Genomic DNA, 15,870 nt, shown 5'->3' with positions numbered 1-15,870 from the left:
TTACGATTTGGTTGTATGCTTTTTCACTTCTGGCAAGATTTTCGTTGCGATCAGTTCAATGTTTTTCGCAATTTTATCAAATGGCACCCCGCCAAAATCGATTTGCGCCATGAAGCGTTGTTGTCCGTACATTTCGTATTGGTAGAGCATTTTTTCGATGATGACGTCAGGGCTGCCAATCATTAACGCATCTCGATAATCGACCGCTTGCGCAAACTGTTGCTTCGGATAGCCACCGCCACGCAAGGCGATAAACCCACCATTTAGATGCGGATAGAACTCGCGAAGCGCATCTGAAGTTTTGTCGGCTGTATAAAACAAACTCGTTGTCGCTACTGGCAAGGTCGCTGGGTCAAAACCATTTTGCTTCGCAGCCTCCCGGTAAGCATCGACAGAGCCTTTGAAGTTGATGGCTGGACCTCCGAGTGTGGTTAGCATCATAGGCACGCCAGCTTGACCGGCTTTAATCGCGCTTGCAGGTGGTCCCCCTACGGCACGCCAGATGGGAAGACGTCCTTGTAATGGCTGCGGCAGGATTGTTGCATTTTGTAGTGGTGCACGGAACTGCCCTTCCCACGTAACACGATCCTCGTTGTTTAGCTTGAGAAGAAGGTCCATTTTCTCTTCAAACAATTCCTCATAGTCGCGCACATCGTAGCCGAGGAGGCTATACGCTCCTACTCGGGAACCGCGTCCGGCAACAATTTCTGCCCGACCATTGGAGATCAGATCCAAGGTAGCGAAATCCTCATACACGCGGACCGGATCAGATGTGCTCAATACAGTGGCGGAGCTAGCGATTTTAATGTTTTTCGTAGCTTGCGCGATTGCACCCAGAATGACGGTATGCGCCTGCGTCGTAAAATACGTCTGGTGGCTTTCGCCGACAGCGAATACATCAAGTCCTGCTTCATCTGCCAGCTTGCTTGCTTCGATTAATTCCTTAATGCGCTGTTCAGGAGAAATCTTGGAGCCGGTGTGTGGATTCGGGACATGGTCGCCAATCGAATATAAGCCGAATTCAAGTCCCTTTTTGGTGTCGATACGATATTGTTCCATGTTGATTCACTCCTTTTAGTCTATAGGTGTCAATTTCGCTTCAATTTCTGCGCGGCGTTCTTCGAGGAATGGAGGTAAGTCCAAAGCTTTTCCGAGCTCCTCGACGGATGAATCTGCTGTGAAGCCAGGACCGTCTGTTGCAATTTCGAACAAAATGCCGTTTGACTCACGGAAATACAAGCTTTTGAAGTAGAATCGATCCACAATCCCTGTTGAACGGAAACCGCGTTTTCGAACGGCGTCATCCCAGTATTGCAGTTCCTCATCGTTGCTCACACGAATCGCCAAGTGATGAACACTTCCACGACCCGGTTTTTCAGGGGTTCCCTCTTCCTGCTTAATGACAATTTCTCCGAAGGATTTTCCTGGGACGGATTGATAAATGGCTTCTTGTTCTGAGCGCGATACTTCGCTATAGCCGAACGTGTCTGTCAACAGGCTGGCTAATTTGTCCAAGGAGCGGACGGTAATCTCAACCGTACCGATTCCCAAAATGCGATGCTTTTCTTCGACCACGGATTCGTCCCACGGCGCCCATTTCGGCGGAACTCCTTCGCCGTTGTTATTGATTAGGATCATTCGCAGGCCTTCCGGGTCTTCGAAATGCAAGGCATCGCGGCCAGCGTACTGGGTAATGTCGCCATGGTGAACATTCAGTTGCTCAAAGCGCTTTTTCCAAAAGGTCAAGCTCTCCCGTGACGGAACGAGCAGTCCGATTCGAGTGATGGCGTTTGTGCCGCGTACGGTTTTTCCTACCATCGGCATTTCAAAAAATGACAACTCTGTTCCGGCACTGCCTGTCAAATCTCCGTAAAACAGGTGATACATCGACGGATCGTCCTGGTTGACGGTTTTCTTCACTCTGCGCAGTCCCAATACGTTTTGGTAAAAGTGATTATTTGATGGAGCATGTTTGGTTAACATAGATACATGGTGATGGCCTGGAATGGTGTACATGGTAGACCTCCTTGTTTAACTTGACTAATCAAGTGATGGTGTAAAAAAAATTACACAGGCGGTAATTCTTTTTTTTGGCTATTCTTATGAACGCGTGTCATTAGGATGTAAAGCGTTTTTTGTTCTTCTTCACTCAGTACCTCATCGAAGAATGACGACTGAAACGCTAGTTGTTCCGGAAAGGCTTGTTCCAGTACGGCTTCCCCTTTTTTGGTTAGGCTGATCGTTTTCGTTTTCCAATCTTGCTTGCGTACAATGTAGCCCTCTTTTTCAAGTCGTACGAGCATCCGAGAAATTCCACCTTGTGTAACGGTTACCTTCTCAGCTAACTCCGACTGGGTAAGAGGCTGGTAGACGCTAATTTGCATCAGGACATCGAATTGCGCTGTTGTTAAATCGAAGCGTTTGAGAAACTCATTTGACAGCTGGTTGCTTTGGGTGGTAAACCGCATCAAGCGTAACCAGATTAATGAGCCTATGGTGTTATTACGCATGTTAGTTTGCCTCCCTTCGCTGAGCTTATTATCACTTTACTACTCAATTGATAAAAAAGCAATACCATAAATGATAGTCTAAAGGACCAAGTATTACATCAGTCGTATTAAAATATGGGAAACTATTTATAAAATAGGGGATCATTTATGGAGAAAAAATCAGGAATTTACTTCGGGAAGGAAATTGCCTTAAACAACATAAGAGAAATCCTATTTCACTATCATAATGAAAAAAATGCAGATTATGAGATTATCATTGATTGTAAAGAGTTTGATCCGAGAATCGAATTAGATTCTGAAATAATCGGATCATATGTAAAAAGAGAAGATATGGAAGAATTGAATATGAAATTGCATGGACTACCAGGAAATTTCCGTTGGTGCACATACACGCACTGGCATACCACTACAAAAATCAATGAAGTAAAATATGAAGCGTTTGGAAAGGAAACAGTAGAGGGTGAACGGTTGCTACTATTAGAGGATCATACGGGAGAGTTGAATGAGCTCCGATTAAAAATATGCAATCTCCCTCATCATTTACAGTGGGTAACATTGAGGAAAAATAAAGATGGAACATACCCAGATATGCAAGAAAATCTTAGATCATGGTTAAACGAGATCGTACAGCATTAAACTGTTTAAAAATTGCGCCGCTCCATTTGCCAGGAGCGGCGTTATCTTTATCTACCATTGTCATACCGCCTTTTTCAGCGTTTCAATCAATGTCTTCAGATGAGGCAGATTCCGGTTTTTCACCTGGTAGGCCAGATACAAATCGTTATAAACAGTACAGGACGGGTACATGATCTTTACTTTGTTTCTGGACAAATGATCATCCAGCATGAACGTTGGCAACAGGCTGATGCCAGCGCCATGCTCAATAGCCTTCAGCACACTGTGCAAATCCGGTACGACGTGTGTCGGATGCGTTTGTGGACGCTTCTGGAAATGTTCGCGCCAAAAACGGCGGATGATCGGCAAATCCAAGTCATAGCTGATCCACGGCTGGGAGCATAGCCACGCTTCAAAAGACTCCTTGTCGTCAAACGTTGGTTCCCTGTAATCGGGAGGTGCCACCAAAGCAAATTCCTCTTGCATGTAGGGAATATATTCGACGCCTGGCGCGGAAAGCTTTTGCGACATGACGATGAGGTCTACTTTTTCCTCCAGCAGGAATTCGAGTATCTTGGAAGCGACACCGAGATAGGCGATGACGCGCATTTGATAGCTTCCGATATACGGAGCTAATTTCTCACGGAAAAACTCATGCGCTGACCCGATTCGAATCACGGGTAAAGATGTAGCCGCGTTCGTATTGAGGGTCTGCGTGGTTTCTTCCAAAGCTTCGATGAGCGGAACCACCTGTGTATAGAGCGCTTTGCCTCTCTCGGTAGGAATCATTTTTCGGGGAGCTCGTGTAAATAATGGCTCACCTACCTCTGCCTCTAAGGAGGCCAGATGCTGGCTCATGGCTGGTTGGGTCATCATTCTCGTTCTGGCAGCTTCCGATACGGAGCTATGCTTATAGATGCTGATAAAGCTTCGGTACCATTCAAAGTCCACCATATTGGCTATCCTTTCTTAACTGAGACGTTTCTGGTGCTGTGCTCCCCATATCGTAAACAAAATTCCGATGACCGTCACGAGCGAAGCGACCCAAGGAACGGCAGGGAGACCTCCTGCAAAGTTAAGATCGATAACAACGCCCCCAATATAGGCACCAAGCGCATTTCCCAGGTTGAAGGCCGCGATGTTCAGTGTCGAAGCGAGCGTAGGAGCTTCCTTGGCTGTGTTCAGCATGTGGAGCTGCAAGCCAGGAACCGTACCAAATGCGGCAATCCCTAAAATAAATACCGTTATCAAGGTGAGCAGCTTATTTTGATCGGTAAAGCTGAACACAGCGAGAACGAGCGCCAGTAAGACAAGTATTCCGAGCAGGGAAGGAAACAGCTTGCGGTCTGCCAGTTTTCCACCGTAAATATTCCCGATGGTAATTCCTACGCCGAATAAGACGAGGATGTACGAAACAGAGCTGGGTGAGAAGCCCGTGATATCCACCAGGATTGGCGAAATGTACGTAAACGCAGTAAATACGCCACCAAATCCGAATACGGTCATCATAAGCGCGATATGAACCGCTGGGCGTTTGAGCACGCCGAGCTCCTGACGCAGACTGGATGTTGCGTTGGCGACCTTCGGGACGAGCATGACAATTCCGATCAAGGCAATGATCCCAATCATCGTGATCGCCCAGAAGGTAGAGCGCCAGCCGTAGGCTTGCCCTAGAAACGTTCCAATCGGTACACCCAAAATATTGGCCAGTGTCAGTCCGGTAAACATGATCGCGATGGCACCCGCGCGTTTTTCCTTGGGAACCAGCTCAGCGGCAATGACCGAACCTACTCCGAAGAACGACCCGTGGGTAAGAGCAGCCAGGATGCGAGCCAGCATCAAAACCGTATAGTTCGGTGCGAGAGCGGCTAGCGCATTTCCCGCGATAAATAAAATCATAAGAAACAGCAAAAGTGCTTTTCGCGGCATTCTGTGGGTAGCCAGCGTGATGATGGGAGCGCCGATAGCGACACCCAATGCATAACCGGTAATCAGGAATCCAGCCATCGGGATGGAAACGTTCAGACTGGTGGCTACCTCAGAGAGTAGCCCCATAATGATGAACTCTGTCATCCCGATCGCAAATGCTCCGAGTGTCAGAGCGTACAAGGCGAGAGTCGATCCTTTGCGAGTGGCCTGTGCCTGTTCATAGTGACGGGTCATATTTTCTGTTGCCACGGTAAGTAGCCCTCCTTTCGTTTAAAGAAAAGGCTGATATGTGTTTCGTCTATCAGCCTCACGTGTATTATTCCCCTAACTTGCTTATTACTGCTTCTGTGACAGCGAGCGTAGATTGAGGATTTTGTCCGGTAATCAGGTTGCCGTCGACTTCTACATGTGTGCTCCAGTTTGGTGCCGCCACAAAAATGGCACCGAGATCACGGATTCTGCTCTCCAGAAGGAAAGGCAGGTAGGACCCCAAGCCTGTCGCTGCTTCTTCTCTGTCTGTGAAAGCATTCACGCGCTTGCCTGCGACTAGCGGCTGGCCATCGGACAAGGTCGCACCCACGAGCCCGGCAGGACCGTGGCAAACAGCCGCTACGATTTTTCCTGCTTCATAAAAATCTCGCAGTAATTGCTGGAGCTTTTGGTTATCTGGCAGGTCAAACATCGTGCCATGACCACCTGGGAGGAAAATGGTCTCGAAGCCGTCCGCTGTTACGTCATCCAGCTTTTTGGTGTTTTCCAGATGCTTGGCGGCGTCCAAGATTTCTTGCGGTGTTTGGTCGTCCACGCTGCCAGGGTCAATCGGACCAACTCCGCCCAATGGACTTGCTACGGTGATTTCATAGCCTTTGTTTTCGAAGGCCAGATAAGCTTCCGCAAATTCGGACAGCCAGATTCCTGTCTTTTTGCCTTCCTGCATATCTGTATGATTGGTGACTACCATCAAGATTTGTTTTGCCATCTATATTGCCTCCTGTATTTTTTGATGGGGGGTACAGATGCTATTCTAGGGTCGAGTTGCCAATAAAACAAATTATGTTTTATTGGCATATCCATAAATAAATTTATAGATAAAAGATGAAAAGGAAAAAGGCTTAATGCCCTTGGAGTTCCCAAAGCAAAAGCCTTCTATCATTTTTCCTTTTTAACTCAACGGCTAAATTCCTTTTCGAAAATGGCATTATTAGCGATGACAGGTTCTGGGCCGACCGCATTGATGTTCGTTACCAAAATATCCTTCCCGCCTAAGGTACCACCCGCTAACGTTTCAAACCCATGAATGCCGCCGCCATGTCCCCAATAGGTCTTTCCATTCGGCAGTGTCACCTCATAAAGTCCAAGTCCATATTTGCCAAAAGGTGAGTCCACACCTGTTGTCATTTGTTTCATCATCTCGTCATTTAATAGTTTTCCACCCAAAAGCGCACTGAAAAAGGTGGTCAAATCTTTGCCCGTCGAGATCATTTCCCCCGCAGCATTCGCCCATGAAGGATTATACTCTGTGAAATCATACAGCTTCCCTGCCTGATTCATGTTATAGCCTGTTGCATGCTGGCCCGGGATTTTTGGATTACTGCCACTAAAGGATGTATCTGTCATCTGAAGCGGGTCGAGGATGCGTTTCTTCATCTGCACATCGTACGTTTCTCCTGTCACCTTCTGAATAACAAGACCAGCTAGCACGGTATTTGTATTCGAATAATCCCAGCCTGCTCCCGGTTGAAATACTGGCGGCTTTGCCAGTCCCATACGTACAAGGTCATCAACGGTATATTGAGGGAATGAGGTAGCGTACCGCATGTCTGTACTCGTATAGCTTGCAATCCCGCTTGTTTGGTTCAATAACTGACGAATCGTGATTTTGTTGCCGTCATACCCATTGCCCTTTACCACACCTGGGAGCCATTTTTCTACCGAATCATCCAGATTCAGCTTTTTCTCCTGAGCCAACTGTAAGACAAGGGTAGCAACAAACGCCTTTGTGACACTGCCAATGCGGAAAGTAAAGTCTGGCTCCATCGGATTTTTATGATCGAGGTTGGCTACACCCGCTGCATAAGACCAGTATTCTCCGTCTCTTAACCCAGCAGCCACTATGCCAGGGATTTCCTCGCTTTTTGCTTTCTCATCAATGAAGTGTTTCACTTCTTCCCCATGTTTTTGAGCCGCTTGATCCGGGGTGGATGGTTGCTTGGCTTGTCCCGAGAATTCAGTCATCTGGATGTTCTCCATATGAGGAACAGCACCTTCTAATACGTTGATACTCATCGCGATCACATGCTCGCCGTCTTTTGTTCCACCTGCGAAGTTGGTGAATCCAGGAATGCCGCCTTGATGACCCCATATGGTAGTGCCATTCGGCAATGTTACTTCCTGAATACCGAGTCCGAACTTCCCGTGTGGAGTAGCAACAGTGGTCATCATTTCTTTCTGAATCTCAGGGGTTAACAATTTTCCGCCCAATAAAGCACTGAAGAACGTTGTTAAATCTTTCGCAGTCGAGATCATCCCCCCTGCTGCGTCTGCAAACGAAGGGTTAAGATCCGTCATATCCATTAATGTATCGGCATTGTTAAAGTATCCATTCGGACTGTTTTCCGGAATGGATTGTGAGTTTTCCGGTAAAAGCGTTTCTTTTAGTTGAAGCGGCTCCATGATTCGTTTCTTGATTTGCTCTGCGTACGTTTCTCCTGTGACCTTTTGGATAATGAGTTTCATCAGCACTGTATTGGTATTCGAATATCCACCCGTGGTCGGTTTTTGCTTTAATGCACGAGAAACGAGTTGTTCGGCTGTAAACGTTTGAGTGGAGTTCTGGAGTAAACTTTGCCTAAGTTCAGCATCTAAGTAGTCTGCAACTCCACTCGTATGATTTAATAACTGACGAATCGTAATTTTGTTACCGTCATATCCGTTTCCTTGCACGACACCTGGTAGCCATTTTTCCAACGAGTCATCGAGGCTTAGCTTCTTTTCCCCAGCTAGTTGCAGAGCAACTACACCGACGAATGTTTTCGTTATACTCCCGATTCGAAAGGAATAGTCAGCTTCCATCGGTTTCTTGCTTTCGATATTCGCTTCGCCGGAAGCATACGACCAGAAATCCGTTCCCTTCATTACTGCAAAGATGACGCCTGGAATGTTTTCGCTGGCAGCAGCTTTATCAATCGCTTCTTTCGTTTTGGCATGATCTGTTTTCTGTTGTTGCGTGATTGTCTGGTTCACACCCGCTTCCGCACAACCGTAGGTAGGAAGTATCAGCGTTCCTATCAATAAGGCAGATAAAGTCAGTGACGCTCCTTTTTGCATGTGGAATGGTTTCATTTCTTTTCGCTCCTCTTAAGTTGAAGTGTGTTGTCTCACGCATTTACCTTATTCTCTAGGCTGTAAAATCACATAGTGACAATACCGTTCTATCTATGTATGACATCGTGCCGACCCATCATATTTGCGGCATGATAGAATGTCATAGGAGCTATATGACACTGCTCATTCTGCTTGACGAATCGGGAAATAATGATGCATGATGAGTCAGAAACATTCGGGAAATTCCTTACCATTCAAACGAGCAGGAGTACATGACAAATGTTATCCATGATAAAAAAATGGTTCTGGTACAATTGGGTGATTTTTGCCTTGCGAACGATTTGGCTAGGTATCATCGTCATAGCAGATGTTATGTATCCGGCAATGGTAGCCGTTCCGTTCGGAGTCATCATCCTGATTGCCTTTTTGGTTTATGCCATTCCATTGATCATTCCATATAAAAAAGAAAATGGGTATCTGGCTGTTGAAGTCGTAATGACAGGCTTTTTTTATCTATTTGTGGCCTATGTAGCGCCTGGATTGATTTGGTCTTTCGTTTTACTGGTGATCATTATTGGTGTGGCCAGTAGTCGCAGAACGTATATGTGGACGGGAATCTCTAGTGGGATTATTTTTCCGGCTTTGAACGGGTTGATTACCAATCGTCTCCCGTACGAGTTCATGTTTAGTTGCAGCTTTGGTTTTGCGATTGGTATGGCGTTTAGCATATTAATTGAGTCTCATAAGCAAGCTCGAATCATTCAAGAACAGAAGCAATTACTGGAGCAGCATATTAAGCAAATCGAAGAGCTTACACTGATCGAGGAACGTAATCGGCTGTCACATGAGTTGCATGACACGATTGGGCATTCGTTAACCTCTTTGCTTGTGGGCGTTGAATCACTCCGATCCTCGGTTCCTGATTCACAGATCGAACGAGTCGATAAACTTGTCTCAATAGCACAAGGCAGCCTGGATGATATCAGAAAGCATTTGCATCAGCTCTCTCATGCTCGGTTCAACCAGTCGTTAAGTGAGGCCCTACTGGAACTGACGGAAGAATTTATGAAGGCAACAGGTGTAACGGTCAACTTCCGTGTGATCGGCAGTGAGACGCTTGTTATGCAAAAAATGAGCATTTGTTTATATCGTTGCCTGCAAGAATCGCTTACAAATGCGGTTCGTCACGGCCAAGCAAGTGTGATATCTGTTGATCTGTATTTCGAAAGTCAGCAACTCCGTTTACAAATCGAAGATAATGGCAACGGAATAGAATCCATCGAGTTCGGCTTAGGACTAAAGGGAATGAAGGAAAGGCTTGAGCAACAGCAAGGTACGCTGTCTGTTCATTCGCAATCAGGGCAAGGAACTGTTGTCATTTGTAATGTTCCTTTACAGGTAGAGGCTGGACAGGGAAGTATCCGCCTGCTTATTGTTGACGATCAGGTAATGATTGCCGACAGCTTGCAGCAAATCTTAAGCCAGCAGGACAACTTTATCGTTGTGGGAACAGCTAGTGACGGGCAAGAAGCTTTAGAACAGTGTGAGCGACACCAGCCGGATATCGTGTTAATGGACGTGCAGATGCAAGGGATGAACGGACTGGAGGCCTTCCTTCAAATGAAAAAACGTTGGCCGAACATGAAGGTTGTGATCATGACAACGTTTGGGGATTCCGTACAGGCAGCAACAGCATTGGAGCATGGGGCGGAAGGATATATGCTGAAGTCTACTCGTCCAAAAGAGATGATGGAAGCGATGAAGCTCATCTATAGCGGGGGAACGTGGCTTGATCAGTCGATCGCCACGCGCGTATTCGAAGAGATGAAGCGCCAACGTGAGCAGTTAGAGAAGTACAGCCCGAATGATCCGTATGGATTGACGAAACGGGAAAGGGAGATTTTACAGCTTTTAACGGATGGGCTTCGCTACAAATCGATTGCCACCAAACTCTATTTATCGGAGGGAACGATACGGAATTACTGTTCCACCCTTTATTCGAAGCTCGGTGTCAGCAACCGGGAAGAAGCAATTGAACTGGCGAGAATCGAGAGTATCCTATAGATGACAAAAAGACGGGAGAAATCCCGTCTTTACTCTTCCGGCGTTCGATCCAGGAACAGCCGCGTTACCTTTGTGTAATCCCCTTTTTCCACTTCTTCTTCCGTCGCTTTTTCTTCCAAAGGATCATGACCGTTCATGCTTGGTGCTACTGTGGGCTCGTGCTCGGCAGAACCTCGCTTTTTCTCCATGATTCACCACTCCTTTTGTCAGTAGGGTGTGATGGATGGCTTATTCTTATCCCCCGATTGCAGCATATGACATTGGATGCTATTTCAAAAGTACCGATCTTCAAGATCCGGTGCTTTTTTTGATGACAAATTGTCATATGGGGCAGGGAGAAACCGCTGGTAACAGGGCGTCTCAAACTTATGACAAAACGCTACTTGTTGTACAGGCAGTACCCATGCCATACTTTGCGCCAACGAAGTTTTTAGGAGGAAAGAGAAATGAACTTTTACAGAAGTAGCATCGTCGCGGTATCGATTTGTGGTCTACTCATAACAGGATGCACGAATACAGCTCCATTAACCGAGATGGACAGCGAACAACAAGGGAAGAAGGCAGAACATCTAAGTCCAAAAGAATGGTTAGAGCTGAACTCTTTTCAATTGAATAGCGCTGAGCCTGGGACTGATCTTAAAGATATTGAACCGCTGCGCCAAATGATCGGTTCTGCTTCAATCGTAGGTTTAGGTGAGGCAAATCATGGAAGTCGTGAAATTTATACGATGAAACACCGGTTTGTTGAATTTCTCGTCATGGAAATGGGCTTTACCACCCTTGTATTAGAAGAAAACTGGGGCAACGCATTGAAACTTGATCATTACGTTCTCACAGGAGAAGGGAATCCGAGTAAATTCCTAATGCCTATATTTCAAACAAAAGAAATCGTAGACATGCTGGAATGGATGCGTGAGTACAATGCCGATCCCGAGAACGAAAAGAAACTGCGGGTGGTCGGAATGGATGTACAAAATGTCAGCGAAAATGTATACGATGAGATCAGACAGTATATAAAAAAATATAAGCCTGACCTGCTGCCCCGTGTGAATAATAAAATGAAGGAACTTGCCGAAGTTACGAAGGACCTGGAAACCTATTCAGCTTTGCCACAGGCCATTCAGGAAAAACATCAGGAGCAAGCGAAAGAAATCACGGAAATATTGGAACAAAACAAAAGCAGTCTGAACGGCCAATCCAAGGAGTTTGCAAGGATTAAGCAACACGCCAAGGTCATTGAGCAATTTACTGGCATGTTTTTCAACTTCTCGGAGAATCCATCTGAATTCTTTTTGAAGCATGATATCGCGATGTTTGAGAATGCGAAGTGGGCTCATGAACAGCTGGGAAAAACAATCGTATGGGCTCACAATGGGCACATCGCAAAGAACAATATGTTGCAAGAGGTATACCCGAAGCTCGCCGGTCAGCATTTACTGGAGCATTATGGAAAGGAATATGTAACGATTGGAACTTCATTCGGGAAAGGCGATTATAACGCGTTTAACCTTGAAAATAAAATTGTTCCAGCTACCATTCAATTGAATGATCCAAAAACATTCAATCATACTCTGGATCAAGTCTCAAAGGATCAATACTTTGTTGATTTACGGAATGCTACAGGTCTCACCCAAAAATGGTTAGAGGAAGAACAGCCGTTTTTGATCGGATTCGGTTCTGCTGATCCAAGCAAACCAAACACTGTAACAACTTCGCTTGGGCAAGCATTTGATATTCTCATTCATTTAGACACAGTGAGCGCTGGCGAGCTTGTTCGTTAAATAGCAGAAAGAAACCGGCATTTACCCAAGAGCACTGGGCAAAATGCCGATTTTATTATACAAGAAACCCCATCAAGCGCTTCACATTGTCGGTGTTTTCGCGGGATGTCAGCGACTCCAGCAAGGTGAATGCCACATCAAAAGCGGTCGATGGATTGTAAGAGGTGATGACATTGTTGTCGACCACAATGGATTGATCCGGAATGACATCTGCGCCCATCGCTGCCAATTGTTTTTGCCGTAGCTGGTTGTTTAGGTTGTAAGTCGTTGCCTTCCGTCCTTGCAAAATCCCGCTTTTCCCGAGGGGCAGTGCGCCAACACAGATGGAGGCGATCACTTTGCCTTGCTTTTCAAATTCACGTATGAAAGCGAGAACGTCCTCGCGATAAGCATCTTCATAAAAGCCTGCATGCTCAAAACCGCCAGGCAGTGCCAGTGCATCGAAGTCATTTACATCCGCATCGTCGATCACCATCTCGGGGATCACGGTAAAATTCCACGTGCATTTCAACTCTTTGCGCGTTCCCACCGTCACCAGCTCCGTTGTTCCGTCGCCCTCTTCCTTGTTCCAGCCGATTACGTCTGTAAATACGCTAGCCTCTACTGCTTCAAAGCCATTCGGTAATAACAAGCACACTTTTTTCATCGAAAATCAGCTCCTCTATTCGAATCGTTCAAGCCGTACCGGTACTTACCAAGAATCATATGCTATCATTGGTTATTAGTAAAAATGAAAGTTCTGAAGATGATCTTCAGAATTTCTAATAATAAACATGCGGGCAAGGGGGAGCGAGGATGGAGATTCGCCAGTTTCAAACCTTTAAGGCAGTCGTCGATTTCAACAGCTTTACGAAGGCTGCGCAAGCCCTGCAATATTCGCAGGCGACCATTACCTCTCATATTCAGCAGCTGGAAGAAGGAATGGGTGTCCCCTTGTTTGATCGACTCGGAAAGAAAATTCAGTTGACCGCCTATGGCCGCGAGCTGTACACGTATGTCGAGGAGCTGCTGGTCTCCTATGCGAAGATCAAGGATATATCGGCAAATGAGCAATCACTGCAAGGAGAGCTGCGCATCGGAGCCTCGGAGACAATTACGATCTATCGGTTGGGCGACATTTTGTCCAAGTACAGAGCGAGCTACCCGGGCGTAAATATTTCATTTGTGATGGACGACTGCATTCGTTTGCGGGAAAAGCTGCATGAAGGTCTATTGGATATCGTGATCACGCTGGAGCCACAGCTCGATGATCCGAATCTGGTCGTGGAGCAGTTCTCTACGGAACGGCTGGTTTTTATCGGGGGACGCGACCATTCCTTTGAGAAAATAGAGGATGCTGGCGAGGAATGTATGGTTTTCAGCGGAGAGCATTGTGCTCTGCGGCGGTTTTTTCAACGATTCTTGGAAAAAAGGGAGATAAAGCCGAAGCACCACCTGGAATTCTCCAGTATGGAAGCGATCAAGCAGAGTGTGGCGAACGGGCTTGGCGTGAGCTTGATGCCCTATATTAGCGTCGAAGCGTTGTTGAATGAGCAAAAAGTGAAAATGATAGCGTGCGAGGAAGAGCTGTTGTTCTATGCGCAAATTGCCTACCATAAAAACAAGTGGCTCTCACGGGCGCATAAGAAGTTTATTGATTTCATGCTGGAAAGTCGGTACGAAAGCTGAGTATCCTCCAATAGCCATCCTGTTTGTCCAGCCCTTCAGAAAAATGAAGCCCCAAAAGTTTTGACTCTTACCTTAAGGGGAGGGATTATGCTGGATCTAACAAAAGGATGGGAGGAATACAGAATGCAACCAGAACAGGATAGAGGGTCTATCAGTAGTAAGAACAAGGGAATGAGGTGGTGGGCAGCTGTTTTGTCCAGTTGGGGAATTTTCGTAGTTGCTCTGTTTGCGGCTACCGCCGTTGGACAGACCGTATCGCGCATGGGAGGCTCCCAACTGATCGTACACGGCTTGCAAGCGGTCCTGCTCACATCCATTGTCGTGCCTTTGCTATATTGGCTGCTGAAGAAGTCAGGGCGCAAACCGTTTCGTGCGATCGGGTTGTCGTCGGTAAAGCAAGCTGTCCTCCCGTGTATGGCTGGAGCGGGGCTGGTTATTATCCTTTCCGGTTCGGGTTTCGCTATTGCCGAATGGTTAGGTTGGATACACATAACGGAATTTCATTTCTCGATACAGTTGTTGTCAACAGCGATGTTGAATGTAGTGATCGCCTTTTTCTATGAAGCGTTGCCGGAGGAGCTTTCCTTTCGCGGCGCCGTGTATAGTGCGCTGGGGGAGCGTTTTAGCAGAATCGCCGCTTTATTTCTTCAACCTGTCCTATTCACGCTCGCACCGGTAGCTGTAACCGGACTGCACCGTCTCACAGGATTTGAGCCCGCCTCCATATCAGTCGACTATATCATCTTATTGCTAACCTTTGGGTTCATTCTTCAACTGCTGCGCCTTGTGACGGACAGCTTGTGGACCTCTATTGGCTTTCATCTGGCTTATCTGTTCACCACCCGATTCATCGTCCTTCAGCGGGAGACGCGCTTCCTCACCTACGAAGAAATGGTGCCGGGTACGGGAGAACTATTTATCATCTTTGTGATGACGCTTCTTGTTGGGATTCTTATACTGCTCACGCTAGGTATCGTACGGAGAAGGACCATCGGTTGGCGGAAAACAGGAGGCTACAAGCATGTATAGCGTAGGGCAATTAGCCAAACGAACCGGAGTAACGATAAAAACTTTGCATTACTATGAACAGTTGGGATTGCTGTGCCCTTCGAGGGACCCCAAGTCCGGATATCGCATGTACTGCGAAGAAGACATCATGAAGCTGCAGGAAATTTCCGTATTGAAAGAGATGGGATTTCGACTGTCGGAGATCCAGGCTATCATGGAAAAATCGTCGCCGCCTCAACCAGTTGAAACGGCGACCACCGTCAAGGGACAAGCATGGAAAACGGTCATTGCCAGACAGCTTGAAGCTGTACATGCCAAACAAAAGCATCTCCAATATATTGAAACGCTGCTTACAACGGTTCAATACGCGTTAGAAGTAACTGACCATGTCGATATCGAAGAAATCATGCGTTTTATGAAAGAACTGAATGCGCCCGAAAAGATAAGCAAAGAGCAATATCGCAGCGGGTATTTTACGGAGGATGAATTACGTAAGCTTCCTGACTTGAAGAATGACGATCCGTTAGCGTTGGAATGGGCCAAGCTGCTGAATGACATTGGCTCTCATTTGAATGAGCCTGCCGATTCTCCGGATTCCCGTCGGCTTGCAGCCCAAGTGATGGACATTAGTGACAAGCTGTTTTCAGATGATGAAGAACTGTCTCTAAAATATTGGGAATTTATTCGTCCTCGTGATGGAGAGACTCCCTCCCTTTATGGGATGAGTCGTGAGGTGATGGATTATATCGAGCGTATTCTTGACCATTACATTGATTCCGAATGATAGAGAGGTCCGACTCTTTTCATGGATAAACATGAAGCAACCAGTGTGTTTCGGTATTCAACCGGGACAAGACTGGTTTTTTATTTTTTAGAAAATTCAACAAACACATTTGACATTCGTTTTTCTTCAATGCTAAGATCAAAGTGAAAGTAAACGAAAGGAAATAAGAAACAAAACGAAACAATAT

At 46.4% G+C, this 15,870-nt stretch carries 15 protein-coding genes; 6 read left to right on the top strand and 9 right to left on the bottom strand.

The annotated features are described in order from the left end of the window. Genes EL268_RS31590 through EL268_RS31580 form a run of 3 tightly spaced genes read right to left on the bottom strand, consistent with a single transcriptional unit; the run spans nt 1 to nt 2,510 of the window. On the bottom strand, nt 1-1,059 hold the full coding sequence (locus tag EL268_RS31590; protein ID WP_106657311.1) for an LLM class flavin-dependent oxidoreductase: 1,059 nt from the start codon (nt 1,057-1,059) through the stop codon (nt 1-3). A gap of 15 nt (nt 1,060-1,074) precedes the next feature. After that, nucleotides 1,075-2,016, bottom strand: a complete 942-nt coding sequence (locus EL268_RS31585) for a ring-cleaving dioxygenase (RefSeq protein WP_106657310.1) — start codon at nt 2,014-2,016, stop codon at nt 1,075-1,077. 50 nt (nt 2,017-2,066) lie between these two features. Continuing rightward, nucleotides 2,067-2,510 carry a MarR family winged helix-turn-helix transcriptional regulator gene (locus EL268_RS31580; protein WP_106657309.1) on the bottom strand — a complete coding sequence of 148 codons (444 nt, stop codon included), beginning with the start codon at nt 2,508-2,510 and terminating at the stop codon, nt 2,067-2,069. Nucleotides 2,511-2,657: 147 nt separating this feature from the next. Here EL268_RS31580 and EL268_RS31575 point away from each other — a divergent pair, with 147 nt between their 5' ends. Then, complete coding sequence (locus EL268_RS31575; protein ID WP_106657308.1) at nt 2,658-3,146, top strand: hypothetical protein; 489 nt, start codon at nt 2,658-2,660, stop codon at nt 3,144-3,146. A 60-nt stretch (nt 3,147-3,206) separates the two neighbouring features. Here the strand turns inward: EL268_RS31575 and EL268_RS31570 are convergent, their stop codons facing one another. From EL268_RS31570 to EL268_RS31555, 4 genes are all read right to left on the bottom strand, one after another. Next, nucleotides 3,207-4,079 (bottom strand): LysR family transcriptional regulator, encoded by an 873-nt coding sequence (locus EL268_RS31570; RefSeq protein ID WP_106657307.1) that lies wholly within the window; start codon nt 4,077-4,079, stop codon nt 3,207-3,209. A gap of 15 nt (nt 4,080-4,094) precedes the next feature. Continuing rightward, nucleotides 4,095-5,303, bottom strand: coding sequence for an MFS transporter (locus tag EL268_RS31565; protein WP_106657306.1), 1,209 nt, complete (start codon nt 5,301-5,303; stop codon nt 4,095-4,097). Between the two features lie 67 nt (nt 5,304-5,370). Then, nucleotides 5,371-6,033: a type 1 glutamine amidotransferase domain-containing protein gene (locus EL268_RS31560; RefSeq protein WP_106657305.1), complete on the bottom strand. Its 663-nt coding sequence runs from the start codon at nt 6,031-6,033 to the stop codon at nt 5,371-5,373. A 188-nt stretch (nt 6,034-6,221) separates the two neighbouring features. Beyond that, nucleotides 6,222-8,396, bottom strand: a complete 2,175-nt coding sequence (locus EL268_RS31555) for a serine hydrolase domain-containing protein (RefSeq protein WP_106657304.1) — start codon at nt 8,394-8,396, stop codon at nt 6,222-6,224. A 261-nt stretch (nt 8,397-8,657) separates the two neighbouring features. Between EL268_RS31555 and EL268_RS31550 the strand changes: the two genes are divergently transcribed. Next, nucleotides 8,658-10,442, top strand: a complete 1,785-nt coding sequence (locus EL268_RS31550) for a helix-turn-helix transcriptional regulator (RefSeq protein WP_106657303.1) — start codon at nt 8,658-8,660, stop codon at nt 10,440-10,442. A gap of 29 nt (nt 10,443-10,471) precedes the next feature. On the opposite strand, the gene EL268_RS33050 is transcribed toward EL268_RS31550, so the two are convergent. After that, the gene (locus tag EL268_RS33050; RefSeq protein ID WP_164724550.1) at nt 10,472-10,630 is read right to left on the bottom strand and encodes a hypothetical protein; all 159 of its coding nucleotides are present in this window, start codon (nt 10,628-10,630) and stop codon (nt 10,472-10,474) included. 258 nt (nt 10,631-10,888) lie between these two features. Between EL268_RS33050 and EL268_RS31545 the strand changes: the two genes are divergently transcribed. Further along, entirely contained in the window at nt 10,889-12,223 is a 1,335-nt protein-coding gene (locus EL268_RS31545) for an erythromycin esterase family protein (RefSeq protein WP_106657301.1), read from the top strand. A 55-nt stretch (nt 12,224-12,278) separates the two neighbouring features. On the opposite strand, the gene EL268_RS31540 is transcribed toward EL268_RS31545, so the two are convergent. After that, the gene (locus EL268_RS31540; RefSeq protein WP_106657300.1) at nt 12,279-12,869 is read right to left on the bottom strand and encodes a DJ-1/PfpI family protein; all 591 of its coding nucleotides are present in this window, start codon (nt 12,867-12,869) and stop codon (nt 12,279-12,281) included. A 149-nt stretch (nt 12,870-13,018) separates the two neighbouring features. On the opposite strand from EL268_RS31540, the gene EL268_RS31535 reads away from it, so the two are divergent. The 3 genes from EL268_RS31535 to EL268_RS31525 all read left to right on the top strand — a co-directional run bounded on the left by EL268_RS31535 (nt 13,019) and on the right by EL268_RS31525 (nt 15,683). Further along, the gene (locus EL268_RS31535) at nt 13,019-13,891 is read left to right on the top strand and encodes a LysR family transcriptional regulator (RefSeq protein ID WP_106657299.1); all 873 of its coding nucleotides are present in this window, start codon (nt 13,019-13,021) and stop codon (nt 13,889-13,891) included. A 123-nt stretch (nt 13,892-14,014) separates the two neighbouring features. Beyond that, nucleotides 14,015-14,920: a CPBP family intramembrane glutamic endopeptidase gene (locus EL268_RS31530; RefSeq protein ID WP_174769422.1), complete on the top strand. Its 906-nt coding sequence runs from the start codon at nt 14,015-14,017 to the stop codon at nt 14,918-14,920. After that, the gene (locus tag EL268_RS31525; protein ID WP_106657298.1) at nt 14,913-15,683 is read left to right on the top strand and encodes a MerR family transcriptional regulator; all 771 of its coding nucleotides are present in this window, start codon (nt 14,913-14,915) and stop codon (nt 15,681-15,683) included. Before EL268_RS31530 ends, EL268_RS31525 begins: the two co-directional genes overlap by 8 nt. Nucleotides 15,684-15,870 lie beyond the last annotated feature (187 nt).

Origin of the sequence: Brevibacillus brevis (genome assembly GCF_900637055.1) — a bacterium.
Taxonomy (GTDB): domain Bacteria; phylum Bacillota; class Bacilli; order Brevibacillales; family Brevibacillaceae; genus Brevibacillus; species Brevibacillus brevis.
The sequence above is the reverse complement of the archived record's forward strand: the minus strand, read 5'-3'. Positions and strand labels throughout refer to the sequence as shown.

Excerpts from the sequence above, each read along its gene's own strand:
- EL268_RS31590 (WP_106657311.1), bottom strand. The coding sequence starts at position 1,059 with ATGGAACAATATCGTATCGACACCAAAAAGGGACTTGAATTCGGCTTA.
- EL268_RS31585 (WP_106657310.1), bottom strand. The coding sequence starts at position 2,016 with ATGTACACCATTCCAGGCCATCACCATGTATCTATGTTAACCAAACAT.
- EL268_RS31580 (WP_106657309.1), bottom strand. The coding sequence starts at position 2,510 with ATGCGTAATAACACCATAGGCTCATTAATCTGGTTACGCTTGATGCGG.
- EL268_RS31575 (WP_106657308.1), top strand. The coding sequence starts at position 2,658 with ATGGAGAAAAAATCAGGAATTTACTTCGGGAAGGAAATTGCCTTAAAC.
- EL268_RS31570 (WP_106657307.1), bottom strand. The coding sequence starts at position 4,079 with ATGGTGGACTTTGAATGGTACCGAAGCTTTATCAGCATCTATAAGCAT.
- EL268_RS31560 (WP_106657305.1), bottom strand. The coding sequence starts at position 6,033 with ATGGCAAAACAAATCTTGATGGTAGTCACCAATCATACAGATATGCAG.
- EL268_RS31555 (WP_106657304.1), bottom strand. The coding sequence starts at position 8,396 with ATGAAACCATTCCACATGCAAAAAGGAGCGTCACTGACTTTATCTGCC.
- EL268_RS31550 (WP_106657303.1), top strand. The coding sequence starts at position 8,658 with ATGTTATCCATGATAAAAAAATGGTTCTGGTACAATTGGGTGATTTTT.
- EL268_RS33050 (WP_164724550.1), bottom strand. The coding sequence starts at position 10,630 with ATGGAGAAAAAGCGAGGTTCTGCCGAGCACGAGCCCACAGTAGCACCA.
- EL268_RS31545 (WP_106657301.1), top strand. The coding sequence starts at position 10,889 with ATGAACTTTTACAGAAGTAGCATCGTCGCGGTATCGATTTGTGGTCTA.
- EL268_RS31540 (WP_106657300.1), bottom strand. The coding sequence starts at position 12,869 with ATGAAAAAAGTGTGCTTGTTATTACCGAATGGCTTTGAAGCAGTAGAG.
- EL268_RS31535 (WP_106657299.1), top strand. The coding sequence starts at position 13,019 with ATGGAGATTCGCCAGTTTCAAACCTTTAAGGCAGTCGTCGATTTCAAC.
- EL268_RS31530 (WP_174769422.1), top strand. The coding sequence starts at position 14,015 with ATGCAACCAGAACAGGATAGAGGGTCTATCAGTAGTAAGAACAAGGGA.
- EL268_RS31525 (WP_106657298.1), top strand. The coding sequence starts at position 14,913 with ATGTATAGCGTAGGGCAATTAGCCAAACGAACCGGAGTAACGATAAAA.